The sequence below is a fragment of the Micromonospora citrea genome (assembly GCF_049629545.1).
GTDB classification, from domain to species: domain Bacteria; phylum Actinomycetota; class Actinomycetes; order Mycobacteriales; family Micromonosporaceae; genus Micromonospora; species Micromonospora citrea_A.
In genome coordinates this window covers 448913-462810 of sequence record NZ_JBNADX010000001.1, presented here as the reverse complement: position 1 = coordinate 462810, position 13898 = coordinate 448913, and the positions used below count along the sequence as shown (strand labels likewise).

Genomic DNA, 13898 nt, shown 5'->3' with positions numbered 1-13898 from the left:
TCCCGCTGTGGTACCTCTCGCGTCGACATTGCGACTAAAGGTTGCGGCCGGCCGACATACGTCGTTCTGCAGATCCCCCGTCGGCCCGGTGGTGACAGTCTCCGGAGGTCGTCAGGCACCGCGGCTGGGGGGAAGGGTGGGTGCGATGCCACTGTCCACGATCGTCACCGGGCGGGAGGACGTCACCGTGCCGGCCTGGCCGGTGCCGGAGGAGCGGCGCACGGTCACCGTGCTCTTCGCCGACATCGTCGGCTCCACGGCGCTGACCGAGCGACTGGACCCGGAGGACGTACGGGCCCTGCAACGGGCGTACTTCGACACCGTCGCCGGGGTGCTGCGGCGGTGGCACGGCGTGGTGGAGAAGTACGTCGGCGACGCGGTGATGGCGCTGTTCGGCGCCCGCCGCTCCGACGGGCTCGACGCGTACCGGGCGGTGCGGGCCGGGCTGGAGATCCAGCGGGCGCTGGACCGGCGGCCGATGCCGGGGGGCGTCCGGCTGCGGGTACGGGTCGGGATCGCCACCGGCGAGGCGATGGTCGACCTGGCCGCCGCCCGCGACGGCGGCCACTTCGCCGCCAGCGGCGCGGTGACCACCACCGCCGCCCGGTTGCAGGAGTACGCCACGGCGGGCGGCGTGGTCGTCTGCGCGGCCACCCACCGGGCCACCGCCGGGCTGGTCGACCAGCACGCGCTCGCCCCGGCGGCACTGGCCGGCAAGGCGCTGCCGGTGGACGTCTGGCGGGTCACCGCGGCGACCCGGCCCCGACCGGTCCGCCACGAGGGGCCGCTGGTGGGCCGGCGACGCGAGCTGGCCACCGCCCAGGACCAGCTCGTACGCGCCGCCCGGGAACGCCGACCCCGCTGGGTCTCGCTGGTCGGTCCGGACGGCATCGGGCGCAGCCGACTGCTGCACGAGCTGCGCCGCACGGTGCGGCAGGTGGACGGGACGCCGGTGCGCTGGGGCGTGACGCACTGCCCGCCGTACCCGCAGGGGGCGCTGGCCCCGCTCGCCGACCTGGTCCGCGACCTCGCCGGGGTGGCCGGGACGGACCCGGCCCCGACGGTCCGCCGGCGGCTGGCCGCCCTGGTCGACGGCCTGGTGCCGCCCGGGCGGGCGGCGTCGACCGTCGACGCGCTGGCGGCGCTGCTGGCCCGGCCGGACGAGGCGGTCAGCGCGACCCGGGGCGCGGCCGCCTGCCGGCAGGTGCTGCTGGCGTCGGCCGCCCGGCAGCCGCTGGTGGTCGCCGTCGACGACCTCGACCGCGCCGCCCCCGAGCTGGGGCGGTTCCTGCACACCCTGTTCGCGGCGGCGACCCTGCGGGGCCTGCCGCTGGCGGTGCTGGCCACCCACCGGCCGCACTGGGCCGACCTGCTGCCCGGACCCGCCGACCGGCGCTGCCGGGTGGCGCTGTCGCCGCTCGGCACGGTCGACAGCGGACGGCTGCTGCGGCGGATGCTGACCCGCTCCGGCCGGCCGGCCGCGCTGGCCGCCCGGCTGCTGCCCCTGGTCGCCGGCGTCCCCGGCTACGCCGCCGCCTACGTGGCCGACGCCGGCCGAGCCGGGGACGTCCGGCCGCCCGGCTCGGCGGGCCCGACCGCACGCCCACGGGCCACCTCCGCCACGGCGGAGCCGGCGCTGCCCGAGGCGGTACGACGGGTGGCCGGCGCCCGGCTGGACCGTCTCGACGGCGCGGGCCGGGCGGTGCTGATGGCCGCCGCGACGCTCGGCGGGGAGTTCACCCCGACCGCGGTCGACCGGTTGCTCGGCTGGCCGGGCGGCCGGGCGGCGGTGGTGCTCCACCGGCTGGCCGGTGAGGGACTGCTGCGACGCGCTCCGGGCGGCCGGTACGCGATCGTGGACCCGGCCCTGCGCCGGGCCGCGTACGACCGGCTGCCGCGCGCGGTGCGGGCCGAGTTCTCCCGGCGGGCCCGGGCGGGCGTCGCACCGACCGGCGCCGCCCACGGCGACCGGTCGCCGGCCACCGGGGCGACTCCGGGCTCCCCGGCCGACCCCGACCGTCGGCCCGAGGACCCGGTACGCCGGCCGGCCGCGCCTGCCGCAGCCCCGACGGGCACCCGTCGGCCGGGCGGCACCGCCGGGTACGCGAGTGCCGTCCCGCGCGCCGGTGGCGCACTCCCCTCGGTGTCCACGATGGTCGACCAGGGTGCCGCCGGACCCGACGAACTGTCCGGCTCGGCCGCACGGCCACGCTGGTCGCCCGCGTCCGTGCCGGCCGCCGTCACCCTCGGACCGTCAGCGGGCACCGTCAGCCTCCCGCCGTCACCGGCCGCCCCGGGCGCCGGCGTCATGCCGCCGGCATCCGTCGTCACCGGCGGGTCGGCCGGGTGGACCGGCGTCCGGCCGTGGTCGACCGGGCCCGGGGCGACGGTCCGGGGCGGGATCGGGGATCGGGCGTGGCGCGGTCGGGTGGGCGGGGACGACCACCCGCCGGGCCCGGGCGTCGCGGGCGGCGGTCGGCGGCACCGACAACCCGACGCGGGCGGGGCCCCGGCGCGCAGCCGCCCGGGCGTCCACCGTGCACTGACCGTCGTTCGCACGGACGACCCCACGCCGTCGCTCGTCGTCGGATCGGCGGGGGCCCGCGCGGCGTGACGCGTCGACCCGGCCCCGACGGTCAGCCGGCGGGCAGGGCGGCGAGGAACAGCTCCACCCGTTCCCAGGTCAGCGTCGTGGCGTCGGCGTCGTGGTCCGGCACGTCGGGGTCGGTGAAGAGGTGGCCGGGGCCCGGGTAGCGGAAGATGCGCAGCCGCGCGCCGGCGGCGGTCATCGCCCGTTCCCAGTCGTCGATCTCGGCCTGCGGCTCGTACTCGTCGGGATCGGCCAGGTGCAGCTGCACCGGCAGCCCCGGGCGGACCACCGCCGGGTCGGCCCCGGTGCCGTGCAGGAGCAGCAGCCCGGCGGCGGCGGGCCGTTCGGCCAGCAGCGCGCCGGCCACGCCCGCGCCCATCGAGTAGCCGGCGAGCACCGTTTCCGGCGGCAGCGGGGCGAGCGCCGCCCGGGCGCGCCGCAGCACCTCGTCCTGGCCCACCTTCTCCAGCAGGGCGAAGCCCTCCTCGACGGTGCTGGCGGCGGGCACGCCGTACAGGTCGGGGGTGACCACCCGGTGCCCGGCGGCGCGCAGCCGCTCGGCGTCGGCCAGCACGGCGGGCCGCAGCCCGAAGACGGAGTGCAGAAGCGCGATGTGGGCCATCACCCCATCCTGCCCCGTCCGGCCGGTGGTGTCCGGCCACCACGGCGTGGACGGTTCAGACCAGCGCCTCCAGCCGGGGCACCAGGTCGGCCGGGGCGGGCATCGCGGCCATCTCCCCGGCCACCTCGCGGGCGGCCGAGGCCAGCGTCTCGTCGGTGACCAGCCGGGTCAGCATCGCGGCGGTGATGGCGCCCACCGGCGCGGCGAGCCCCGCGCCCCGGGCCGCCACCAGCTCGGCGTTGTGCCGGCGGTCGCCCGGCCCGACGGTCGCCAGCTGCGGGGCCCCGGCGGCAAGGGCGGCGTAGACGCTGCCGGCGCCGCCGTGGTGGACCAGCGCCGCGCCGGCCGCCAGCGCCGCGCCCAGCGGGATCCACCCGACGGTACGCACGTTGCGCGGCAGGCTCGCCCGGGCCAGCCGGGGCTCGGGGCGCACGAGCACGATGTCGGCGTCGACCCGTTGCGCCGCGGCGACCACCGCCCGCATCGGCCCGGCCGCGCCCGGCCCGGCCACGGTGCTGCGGCTGACCAGGATCCGGGGCCGCCCGCCCGGTTCGCGCAGCCAGTCGGGCAGCTCCCCCGCGCCGCCGTGCGCGGCGTACCGCATCGGCCAGCCCTGCTGGGCGAGCACGCTCGGCGGGGCGACGGCGATCGCGGCGGCCGGTGGCGGCACGGCACTCAGCCCGTGCCGGGCCAACGCCCCGCCGAGCCGCTCGGTGGTCGCCCGGACCAGCTCGCGACCGTCGAACAGGGAGTTCTCCTGACGGACCGCCGGGACGCCGACCCGGGCGGCGGCGAGCGCGCCCGCCACCGCGAGTGGCTCGTGGACGACCAGGTCGGGCCGCCACTGCCGGGCCAGCGCGACCAGCCCGTCGGCCAACTGGTCGTTGACCCGCCCGAAGAGCCGGGCGGCGCCCCGGGTGCCGGCGGTGCCGGCCAGCTCGGCCCGGGCGAGCAGCGGGTGACGCAGCAGCAGGGACAGGGCGATCGGCCCGAAGGCGAAGCGCGGCGCGACGTCGCGCACCGGCAGGCCCGCGTCCGGCCCGGGAAGTCCGTCGGCGGCGCTGGCCACGAGCACGTCGTGGCCGGCGTCGCGCAGCGCCACGGCGAGCGGGACCATCGGCAGGACGTGGCCCGTCATCGGTGCGGAGACCACCAGTACGCGCATCCGCCCGATCGTAGGCCGGGCCGGGCCGGCCGTGGGGGCGGCGCCGGTCAGCCCGGCGGGCCGGTCGGGTCGGCGGCGGGCCGATCGGGTCGGCGGCGGGCCGATCGGGTCGGCGGCGGGCCGATCGGGTCGGCGGCGGGCCGGTCGGGTCGGCGGCGGGCCGGTCGGGTCAGCCGGGCAGGTCGGTGGCGGAGTCCGGGGCGAGCGTGCGGCTGCGACCGCGGAACTCGGCGACCACCTCGTCGCCGCGCCGGACGGTGACGTCGTAGATGCCGCTGCGGCCGTACCGGGTGCGCTCGGTGGCGTACGCGGTGAGCAGGTCACCCTCGCGGACCGGACGCAGGAAGCTGATCTCGCCCCCGGCGGCGACGGTCACCGGGCCGTGGCTGTTGCAGGCCAGCGCGAACGCCGTGTCGGCGAGCAGGAAGACGTAGCCGCCGTGACCGATGGCGTGCCCGTTGAGCATGGCCGCCGTCACCCGCATCCGGGCCACCGCCGCCCCGTCGCCGGCGCGGACCAGCTCGATGCCGAGACTGCGGGACGCGACGTCCGCGTCGAACATGTCGTGCGCGGCGGTCCGCGGCGACGCCGCCGCGCCGTTCTCCGCCACCATCAACCCACCCGCCGCCGCTCGACGGGTTGCCGCTCCGGTCGCCGGCTGCGGTCCTGCACGGCGTTCCTCCTGCCAGTCGTCGTCGACGACCGGGACCCGCGCCGGCCGCCCCGCGTACCGTACGCCGCCGGCACGCGGGTCACCACGGCGGCGGGTCACCGACCGGTGTCACCGACCGGCGCGGCACAATGACGGACCGTCGGACCATGTCGGAAGGGAACGCCGATGACCCGCAGCGCAGTCGAACCGGAACCGGCCGGACGCGAAGCGGACCGGTCGACGCCGGCCGCCCGGCCGGTGGTGCGCCCGGCCAGCCGGCGGGACGACCTGGTCACCGTGGTGCTGGGCGCCTGCCTGATCGCCGGTGCGATGTCCGACGGCTGGGCGCACGCCAACATCGTCGACACCATCGAGGGCTTCTTCACCCCGTGGCACGGCCTGCTGTACGCCGGTTTCACCGGCACCGCCGGCTGGGTGCTCTGGCTGGCGTACCAGCGGCGGGACGTGGCGCCGCGCTGGTGGCGGGACGGCTGGCCGGCCGGCTACCGGGTCGGCGCGGTGGGCATCGCGGTGTTCGGCCTCGGCGGCCTGGGCGACATGGTCTGGCACGAGACCCTCGGTGTGGAGGTCGGCCTGGACGCCGCGTTCAGCCCGAGCCACATGCTCATCGACGCGGGCGCGGTGCTGCTGCTGACCAGCCCGCTGCGTTCCTGGTGGGCCAGTGGCGAGGGCGGCGCGAGGGCGGTGACCGGCATGCTGTCGTTGACGCTGGGGGCGATGGCCCCGACGATCCTGCTCACCCACTCCTCGGCCTTTCTCACCGCCGCGCCGACGCAGGCCATCGGCGCGTACGGCAACCAGGGTCCGGCGATCCTGGGCGTCGACGCCTACCTGGTGACCACCGTGCTGCTGGTGGCGCCGTTCCTGCTGGTCCACCGGCGGCGGGCCACCTTCGGCGCGGGAACCGCCCTGGTCGCCGGGGTCGCCCTGTTCGACCTGGTGATGTTCGAGTTCCCGGCGCCGCAGACCGTCGCCGCGCTCACCGCGCTGCTCGGCGCCCTGCTGGCCGACGTGGCGCTGCTGCGGCTGGACGCGGTCCGGGGCCGGGCCGCCGCGCTGCGCCTGCCGGTCGCCGGTGCGCTCTACGCCGGACTGGTCTGGGCGGGCCACCTGCTGGGGCTGGCCCTCACCGACGGCCTGCGCTGGACCCCGGAGGTGGCCGGTGGCCTGGTCACCCTCACCGCGATCGTCGGCGCCGTACTGGGCGGCCTGGCGGCCCGGCCCTCGCCCGCCGACCGGACCGCCTGAGCACCTCAGGCCCGCCCCGGCCTCCGCCCGGCCGTGATCCCCCACAGCCGCCCGACCGAGCTAGTTGATCGAGAAGTTCGCGTCAGGATCCGGCGGCCGTGACGCCTCCGCAAACTTCTTTGTCACCGCCGAAGAGCGCGGGGCGCGGGGCGCGGGGTGGGTGGTGGGCGGGGATAGGGTGGGTGGGGCCGCCGTCGCGGCGGTGGCGGGGAGGACCGCGTCGGGTACGCCGACGGTCCCTGCCCGTGGCCCGCGAACTGGTGGGGAGGTCGGGTGTCGGAGCCGCGCCGCGTCGACCCCGACGTCGACCTGCGGGTGCCCGCCGACCGCGCTGAACTCGGCGCGCACCCGGCTGCGGTGCTCGGCGCCATCGCCGCGGGCGGGGTGCTCGGCGCGCTGGCCCGGGCCGGCCTCCAGGCGGCCCTGCCGCACTCCCCCACCGGGTTCCCCTGGGCGACCTTCGCGGTCAACGTGACCGGCTGCCTGCTGATCGGGGCGCTGATGGCGGTGCTCGACCGGCGTCGGCTCGCCCCGCTGACCCGCCCGTTCCTCGGCGTCGGCGTGCTGGGCGGGTTCACCACCTTCTCCGCCTACGTGGTCGACGTCCACACGGCGTTCTCCGCCGGGGCCCCGGTGACCGCGCTGGCGTACCTGGCGGCGACCCTGGTGGCCGGGTTGCTCGCCGTCGTCGCCGGGGACGCGCTGGCCGCGCGGATGCTGACCTACGCCGGAGGTGGGCGGTGACGGTGCTGCTCGTCGCCCTCGGGGCCGCGCTCGGCGCACCGCTGCGCTACCTCGTCGACCGGGCCGTGCAGGCCCGGCACGGCTCGACCTTCCCCCGGGGCACGCTGACCGTCAACGTCGTCGGGTCGCTGCTGCTGGGCGCGGTCGTCGCGATCCCGGCCGGGCCGGCCGTCACCACGCTGCTCGGCACCGGCTTCTGCGGCGCGTTCACCACCTGGTCCACCTTCGGCTACGAGACGGTGCGGCTGGCCCGGGCCGGCGACCGGCGTCGCGCCCTGGCCAACGCCCTGCTCAGCGTGGTCGGCGGGCTCGGCGCCGCCGCGCTCGGGTACGCGGTGGCCCGGTCGGCGGCCGGCTGACCGTCCGCCCCTGCAGGCCCGGCCCGGCCGGTCGGACGGTCGGACGGACCAGCGTGCGGGCCACCGAGCCGGAGCAGGCGTATGGTGGGCGCACGCGGTCGTCGTCAGGGACACCCGCACACCCGACCGATCCGGGGACTGACCGACCCGCCACGGCCGCCCGGACATGGTTCCGGCCGACGAGGCGGCCGACCGGCACGACACGGGGATCGAGGTGGCGCGATGGAGTGGTTGCTCGCACCGGCGACCCCGGCGGCGGCGAGCGCGCTGCGCACCGAGCTGACCGGGTTCCTGCGCCGGCACGCCCAGGAACGCGAGGAGGTCGAGGACGCCGGCCTGGTCGTCTCCGAACTGGTCGGCAACGCGGTCGAGCACGCCGGCGGTCCGGTCTGGGTGGGTCTGGACTGGTCCGCCGCGCAGCCCTCGCTGGTGGTGCACGACCTCGGGCCCTCCTTCGACCTCGCCGGACTGCCGCCGCCGGAGGTCGGCAGCATCCGGGGCCGTGGCCTGTGGCTGGTCCGCCAGCTCGCCGCGGACCTGGACGTGGTGGCGAAACGGGGCACCGGCAAGCGGGTGCGCACCGTGCTCCCGGTCACCCGCCGGGTCGAGCCGACCTACGACCCGCCCCGCCGCGAGGTCAACCCGCTGCCCACCCTCGACGAGGCGGGCCCGGGCGGCTTCGGCAAGGAGCCGTTCCTGCGCGCCCTCGTCGTCGAGCTGGCCCGGACCGCGGAGAACCGGCAGGGCCCGGCCGCGGCCGAGGAGATGGTGGCCCAGGTGGGCGCGACCGTCGGCGGGCAGATGGAGGACGAGTACCGCCGGGCCCGGGAGCTGGCCGGCCGGCTCACCACCGAGCAGCTCGCCGAGTCGTACCTGCGGCTCAAGTCCGCGATCGACGGCGGCTTCTACGTCATCTCGGTCGACACCGACCGGATCGTGCTGGGCAACCGGCGGTGCCCGTTCGGTGACACGGTGCGCCGTGCGCCCGCGCTGTGCCGGATGACCTCCAGCGTGTTCGGCGGCATCGCCGCGCGCAATCACGGGGAGGCCGTGGTGCTGCTCGACGAGCGGATCGCCGTCGGTGACCCGGAGTGCCGGGTCACCGTGCTGCTCGGTGAGGCCGCCCGGAACAACCCGGGCGGCCACCACTACCGACAGGATTCCTGAGCTTCGCCGGTCAGCCGCGCAGCCCCACCACCGGGCCGAGGACGAAGACCGACGGCGGCCGGACGTCCTCCCGGGCGGCCAGCTCGCCCACCTCGTCCAGCCGGGACGCCCAGGCCCGCTGCTGCGGGTGTCCGGCGTCGCGTACCACCAGCACGGGGGTGTCCGGGGCGCGACCGTGCTCCATCAGCACCGCCGCGATCTTGGAGATGGTGTCGACCGCCATCAACAGCACCAGGGTGCCCCGGGCACGGCCCAGCGACACCCAGTCCACCAGCGAGTCGGGGTGCCCCGGTGGCAGGTGCCCGGAGACGACGGTGAGGTCGTGGGCGACGCCCCGGTGGGTGACCGGCACCCCCGCCAGGGCGGGCGCGGCGAGCGCGCTGCTGACCCCGGGCACCAGCACGGTCTCGATCCCGGCCGCCGCACACGCCTGGACCTCCTCGTGGCCCCGGCCGAAGACGTACGGGTCGCCGCCCTTGAGCCGGACCACCCGCCGGCCGGCGCGGGCGTGCGTGACCAGGGCGTCGTTGATCGCGTCCTGCGCCATCGACGGCCCGCGCGGCACCTTCGCGGCGTCGACGACCAGCACGTCGGGGCGGAGCCCGGCGAGCAGCCCCTGCGGGGCGAGCCGGTCGGCCACCACCACGTCCGCGCTGTCCAGCAGTGCCCTGCCGCGTACGGTGATCAGGTCGTCGGCGCCGGGCCCGCCGCCGACCACGGCGACCTGCCCGGGGCGCAGGCCCGGCCCGTGGTGGTGGTGACCGTGGTGGTGGCCGCCGCCGTCGTGGTGGTGGTGGCCGCCGACCGGGTCGTCGGGGTGGTCGTGCGGGGTCTGCGGCCGGCCCACCTTGTCGGCGAAGCCCGGCATCAGCACCCGGTACGCGCAGGTGTCGCAGTTCATCCGGATGTCCCCGCCCAGCGCCTCGGCGTGGCGTTCCAGGACCAGGTCGGCCAGCGCGTCGCAGTCGCCGATCAGGTCGGCGACCCGCACGTCGAGGTCGGGGTGCGCGGCGGCGAAGGCCCTCGACTGCGCGACGATCCGGTCCGGCAGCACCCCGGCGAAGAGGAAGTACGGGGCGACGACGACGCGCCGGGCGCCGAGGCGGCGCAGCCGCTGGAGCACCGCAGGCACGGACGGCTCGGCCAGGGAGATGAAGCCCGGCTCGACACCGGCGTACCCACGCCCCTCCCAGAGCAGCCGGGCCACCTTGGCCACCTCGGCGTTGGCGTCCGGGTCGGTGGAGCCACGCCCGATCAGCGCGACCCAGGTGCCGCCCCGGTCCGCGCCGGCCAGGGCGGCGTCGATCCGCTCCTCCAGCGCGGTGTGCAGCAACGGGTGCGGGCCGAGCGGTCGGCCGTACCGGTAGGTCAGGCCCGGGTGGCGCTCCTGCTCGCGGGCCATCGCGGCGGGGATGTCGCCCTTGCCGTGCCCGGCGGCGGTGAGCACCAGCGGCAGCGCGACCAGGCTGCGGTGTCCCCGGTCGACGAGCGCGGTCACCGCGTCGGTGAGCGGTGGGCGGGACAGCTCGATGAAGCCGCCCTCGACGTCGCCGACCCGGTCGGCGGCCCGGCGGCGGACCCGGTCGACGAGCGCGGCGAACTGGTCGACCCCGGCCGCGCTGCGCGTGCCGTGCCCGACGATGACCAGCGCGGTCATGGCGTCTCCTCCTGGTAGAGCAGGGCGTTGAGGGCGGCGGCGGCGACCGCCGAGCCGCCCTTCTCGCCGACGTTGGACACGGCGGGCAGGCCGCCGGCCCGCAGCGCCGCCTTGGACTCGGCGGCGCCGACGAAGCCGACCGGCAGTCCCACCACGAGGGCGGGCACCGCGTCCAGGGTGATCAGTTCCTCCAGCGCGGTCGGCGCGCAGCCGACCACCCAGACCGCGCCCGGGCCCACCCGGTCCAGGGCGATGCGGACGGCGGCGGCCGAGCGGGTCAGCCCGGTGGCGGCGGCCCGCTCTGCGGTGGCCGGCTCGGCGACCGGGCAGACGATGTCCCGTCCGGCGCGGGTGATGCCGGCGGCGACCATCCACACGTCGGTGACGATCGGCGCTCCGGCGCGCAGCGCGGCCAGGCCGCCGGCCAGCGCCGCCTCGTCGCAGACCAGCTCGGTGACGTACGCCAGGTCGGCGCTGGCGTGCACCACCCGTTCGGTGACCGCCCGGGTCAGCGGCGGCAGGTGGGTCAGGTCGACCCGGGAGCGCAGGATCCGGTACGACTCCGCCTCGATCGGGTGCACGACGCGGGTCACGAGCCGGCCTCCGCGCCCGCGTCGACGCCACGGCCGTAGCGCCGGTCGTGCCCGCGCAGCTTCCACAGCGCCACCGCGCCACCCCAGGCCAACGCGAAGAGCGCCACCACCACGTAGCCGAGCTGCTCGAAGTGGTCGCCGAGCGCGGCGTAACCGGACAGCACGGTCACGCCGAGGTGCTCGGCCAGCAGGCCGGACAGGTAGACGCTGGCGACCAGGGCGCCGACGACGACGGTCATGCCGGTGGTGGCGAGGTTGTACCAGAGCCGTCGCGCCGGCTGCCGGTACGCCCACGAGTAGGCGCGGGCCATCAGCAGGCTGTCCGCGGTGTCCATGGCCGACATCCCGGCGGCGAAGAGCAGCGGCAGGGTGAGCAGGGCCAGCACCGGCAGGCCGCCGGCCGCGGCGGTGCTCGCCGACAACGACAGCAGGGTGACCTCGCTGGCCGTCTCCAGGCCGAGTCCGAAGAGGAAGCCGACCGGGGCCATGTGCCAGGAGGAGCGCACCAACGACCGGGCGCGGGAGCCGAGGATCCGGTGCACCAGACCCCGGTTGAGCAGCATCAGGTCCAGCTCGGACTCGTCGAGCGCGCCGGCCCGCAACCGACGCCACAGCTTCACCAGCCCGGCCAGCACGGCCGCGTTGAGCCCGGCGACCAGCAGCAGGAAGGCGGTGGCGGTGGCCGCCGCCACCACCGCGCCGACCTCGCGGACACCGGCCAGACCCCGCTCGGTCATGCTCGCCGAGGCGAGCCCGATCACCAGGGCGAGCAGCAGCACCACCGCGCTGTGCCCGAGGGCGAAGAAGAACCCGACACCGACCGCGCGCCGGCCGCGCAGCAGCATCAGCCGGGTGGTGTCGTCGATGGCGGCGATGTGGTCGGCGTCGAAGGCGTGCCGCACGCCGAGCGCGTACGCCAGCGCGCCGGCCCCGGCCAGCCCGCCGGCCGCCGCCGGCTGGTCGTTCCAGTACAGGTAGAGGGTCCAGCCCGCGACGTGCAGGGCGGCGACGGCGAGCACCACGCCGCCGAGGCGGACCCGCTCGGCACGGCTCCACCGGCCCACCGGTGGGGCGGCGGTCGGGATCGGGGTCATCGCTCTCCTCGGGGTTCGGCGGTGGCGCGGATGGCGTCCACCGGGCAGATCTCCAGGCACTCCAGGCAGCCGGTGCACCGGTCGGCGCGGACGGTCAGCCCGAGCGGGACGGGACGGATAGCGTGCGTCGGGCAGGTGAGCAGGCAGGCGCCGCAGCCCTGGCAGGCCTCGATGCGCACGGGCGCGGGCAGGTCCGGCGCGACGACGGCGGTCGGCGGCGTCGACGCGGCCGGCGCGGTCACCGTTGCCACCGGTAGCCGCGCGGGGTGACCATCCGGCCGGCGAGCACCCGGGTCTGCGAGCTGCCGACCACCACCACGCTGTACATGTCGACCACGGCGGGGTCGAGCGTGGAGACGGTGGCCAGGTGGACCTGTTCGCCGGCGCGGCTGGCGTTGCGCACCACGCCGACCGGGGTCTGCGGCGGGCGGTGCGCGGCGAAGGTCTTCAGCACCGCCCCGAGCTGCCAGTCCCGGGCCCGGCTGCGCGGGTTGTACAGCAGCGCGACCAGGTCCGCCTCGGCGGCGGCGGCCACCCGCCGCTCGATGACCTCCCACGGGGTGTGCAGGTCGGACAGGCTCAGGTACACGTGGTCGTGGCCGATCGGCGCGCCGAGCAGGGCGGCGGCGGCGAGGCCGGCGGTCACCCCGGGCACCCCGACCACGTCGACGCGCGCGTCGGCGTACTCCAGGGCGGGGCTGGCCATCGCGTACACCCCGGCGTCGCCGGAGCCGACCAGCGCCACCGCCTGCCCGGCGGTGGCCTCGGCGACGGCGGCGCGGGCCCGTTCCTCCTCCGCGCCGAGACCGCTGACGAGCTCCCGGGTGCCCGGACGCAGCAGGTCGCGGACCTGGTCGACGTACTGGTCGAGGCCGACGACCACGGCGGCCCGGCGCAGCTCGGCGACCGCGCGCGGGGTGCGCAGGTCGGGCGCGCCCGGGCCGAGACCGACGACCGCCAGCCGGCCGCGCGGGGCGTGCCGGGCGACCGCGACGGTCGCCATCGCCGAGGCGGTCTTCGGCACCAGCAGGGTGCCGCCGCCGGCCAGCGCCGCGGCCTCGGCGACGCTGGGGGTGCCGACCACGGCGCGGACCACCTCGCTGGGGTGCGGCACGTCGACCGCCGCCAGCTCCGCCGCCGGTCGGGTCTCCAGGGGTACGCCGAGCGCGCGGGCGGTCGCCAGGATGCCCTCCTCGTCGGCCTTGAGGTCCACGCTGGCCAGGCAGCGCAGGCTGGCCGGGGCGAGGCCGGCGTCGGCCAGCACCCGGTGCAGCAGGTCGGACACCTCGGCGGCGGGGACGCCCCGACTGGAGCCGATCCCGGCGACCAGCGAGGGTGGTCGCAGCACGGCGGTCCGGTCGTCCAGCGGCACGATCCGGTCGGTGACCAGCAACCGCCAGCCGCCGGTGGTCCCGCCGTCCCGGTCGGTGGTGGCGGTCTGGACCAGGACGTTCGGTGGCAGGGCGGGCAGCGGCCAGGTGGCGTCGGCGAGCAGCCGGACCGGTTCGCCGTCGAGGATCGCCCGGGACACCGCCGCGACCGCCCCCTCGACCGGCCAGCCCAGGGTGTCCAGCCCGGGCAGGCCGACGGCGTCGGTGGCGGTGGTGACCACCGGGCGGGCGTCGAGCAGCGCGGCCACCTCGCCGGCGAGGGTGTTGGCGCCGCCCGCGTGCCCGCCGAGCAGGGCGACGGCGTGCCGTGCCGCCTCGTCCACGACCACCACCGCCGGGTCGGTGCGCTTGTCGTCGAGCAGCGGCGCGAGGATCCGCACGACCGCCCCGGTGGCCAGGAACGCCACCACCGCGCTGCACTCCGTCCACGCGGTGCGCAGCGCGTCGGCCACGCCGGCGGACTCGACGAGCCGGGCGTGCGGCCAGGCGTCGGCGAGGATCCGGGCGTGCCGGCGGCCGGCGGCGGTGGCCGCCACGAGTCCGACGGTCACCGGGCCGGTCGGCGCGGTGGCCGTCACGGATCCGACGGTCACCG

13 protein-coding genes are annotated in these 13898 nt (G+C 77.6%); 5 read left to right on the top strand and 8 right to left on the bottom strand.

The features are described from left to right. The first annotated feature begins 145 nt into the window (after positions 1-145). Entirely contained in the window at positions 146-2614 is a 2469-nt protein-coding gene (locus ACPFP2_RS01960; protein WP_424085414.1) for an adenylate/guanylate cyclase domain-containing protein, read from the top strand. Between the two features lie 22 nt (positions 2615-2636). Here the strand turns inward: ACPFP2_RS01960 and ACPFP2_RS01955 are convergent, their stop codons facing one another. The 3 genes from ACPFP2_RS01955 to paaI form a co-directional block, all read right to left on the bottom strand. Continuing rightward, positions 2637-3212 carry a dienelactone hydrolase family protein gene (locus ACPFP2_RS01955; protein WP_424085413.1) on the bottom strand — a complete coding sequence of 192 codons (576 nt, stop codon included), beginning with the start codon at positions 3210-3212 and terminating at the stop codon, positions 2637-2639. Between the two features lie 55 nt (positions 3213-3267). Further along, complete coding sequence (locus ACPFP2_RS01950; RefSeq protein WP_424085412.1) at positions 3268-4377, bottom strand: nucleotide disphospho-sugar-binding domain-containing protein; 1110 nt, start codon at positions 4375-4377, stop codon at positions 3268-3270. 169 nt (positions 4378-4546) lie between these two features. Next, positions 4547-4990, bottom strand: a complete 444-nt coding sequence (paaI, locus tag ACPFP2_RS01945) for a hydroxyphenylacetyl-CoA thioesterase PaaI (RefSeq protein WP_424085411.1) — start codon at positions 4988-4990, stop codon at positions 4547-4549. Positions 4991-5215: 225 nt separating this feature from the next. Between paaI and ACPFP2_RS01940 the strand changes: the two genes are divergently transcribed. The 4 genes from ACPFP2_RS01940 (at position 5216) to ACPFP2_RS01925 (ending at position 8568) form a co-directional block, all read left to right on the top strand. Continuing rightward, positions 5216-6298: a hypothetical protein gene (locus ACPFP2_RS01940; protein ID WP_424085409.1), complete on the top strand. Its 1083-nt coding sequence runs from the start codon at positions 5216-5218 to the stop codon at positions 6296-6298. Between the two features lie 273 nt (positions 6299-6571). Beyond that, positions 6572-7042 (top strand): FluC/FEX family fluoride channel, encoded by a 471-nt coding sequence (locus tag ACPFP2_RS01935; protein ID WP_424085407.1) that lies wholly within the window; start codon positions 6572-6574, stop codon positions 7040-7042. After that, complete coding sequence (gene crcB, locus ACPFP2_RS01930) at positions 7039-7401, top strand: fluoride efflux transporter CrcB (RefSeq protein ID WP_424085405.1); 363 nt, start codon at positions 7039-7041, stop codon at positions 7399-7401. The genes ACPFP2_RS01935 and crcB overlap by 4 nt, the downstream gene beginning before the upstream one ends. A gap of 222 nt (positions 7402-7623) precedes the next feature. After that, a complete protein-coding gene (locus tag ACPFP2_RS01925) occupies positions 7624-8568 on the top strand; it encodes an ATP-binding protein (RefSeq protein ID WP_424085403.1) in 945 nt (314 codons plus the stop codon). Positions 8569-8578: 10 nt separating this feature from the next. On the opposite strand, the gene cobA is transcribed toward ACPFP2_RS01925, so the two are convergent. Genes cobA through cobJ form a run of 5 tightly spaced genes read right to left on the bottom strand, consistent with a single transcriptional unit; the run spans position 8579 to position 13881 of the window. After that, complete coding sequence (gene cobA, locus ACPFP2_RS01920; protein ID WP_424085402.1) at positions 8579-10225, bottom strand: uroporphyrinogen-III C-methyltransferase; 1647 nt, start codon at positions 10223-10225, stop codon at positions 8579-8581. Next, positions 10222-10818: a precorrin-8X methylmutase gene (locus tag ACPFP2_RS01915; protein WP_424085400.1), complete on the bottom strand. Its 597-nt coding sequence runs from the start codon at positions 10816-10818 to the stop codon at positions 10222-10224. The genes cobA and ACPFP2_RS01915 overlap by 4 nt, the downstream gene beginning before the upstream one ends. After that, entirely contained in the window at positions 10815-11912 is a 1098-nt protein-coding gene (locus tag ACPFP2_RS01910; protein ID WP_424085398.1) for a HoxN/HupN/NixA family nickel/cobalt transporter, read from the bottom strand. The genes ACPFP2_RS01915 and ACPFP2_RS01910 overlap by 4 nt, the downstream gene beginning before the upstream one ends. Continuing rightward, entirely contained in the window at positions 11909-12103 is a 195-nt protein-coding gene (locus ACPFP2_RS01905; RefSeq protein ID WP_424085693.1) for a DUF362 domain-containing protein, read from the bottom strand. Before ACPFP2_RS01905 ends, ACPFP2_RS01910 begins: the two co-directional genes overlap by 4 nt. 47 nt (positions 12104-12150) lie before the next feature. Then, on the bottom strand, positions 12151-13881 hold the full coding sequence (cobJ, locus tag ACPFP2_RS01900) for a precorrin-3B C(17)-methyltransferase (protein ID WP_424085691.1): 1731 nt from the start codon (positions 13879-13881) through the stop codon (positions 12151-12153). Positions 13882-13898 lie beyond the last annotated feature (17 nt).

Coding starts and splice junctions, on each gene's coding strand:
- ACPFP2_RS01960 (WP_424085414.1), top strand. CDS start 146: ATGCCACTGTCCACGATCGTCACCGGGCGGGAGGACGTCACCGTGCCG.
- ACPFP2_RS01955 (WP_424085413.1), bottom strand. CDS start 3,212: ATGGCCCACATCGCGCTTCTGCACTCCGTCTTCGGGCTGCGGCCCGCC.
- ACPFP2_RS01950 (WP_424085412.1), bottom strand. CDS start 4,377: ATGCGCGTACTGGTGGTCTCCGCACCGATGACGGGCCACGTCCTGCCG.
- paaI (WP_424085411.1), bottom strand. CDS start 4,990: ATGGTGGCGGAGAACGGCGCGGCGGCGTCGCCGCGGACCGCCGCGCAC.
- ACPFP2_RS01940 (WP_424085409.1), top strand. CDS start 5,216: ATGACCCGCAGCGCAGTCGAACCGGAACCGGCCGGACGCGAAGCGGAC.
- ACPFP2_RS01925 (WP_424085403.1), top strand. CDS start 7,624: ATGGAGTGGTTGCTCGCACCGGCGACCCCGGCGGCGGCGAGCGCGCTG.
- cobA (WP_424085402.1), bottom strand. CDS start 10,225: ATGACCGCGCTGGTCATCGTCGGGCACGGCACGCGCAGCGCGGCCGGG.
- ACPFP2_RS01910 (WP_424085398.1), bottom strand. CDS start 11,912: ATGACCCCGATCCCGACCGCCGCCCCACCGGTGGGCCGGTGGAGCCGT.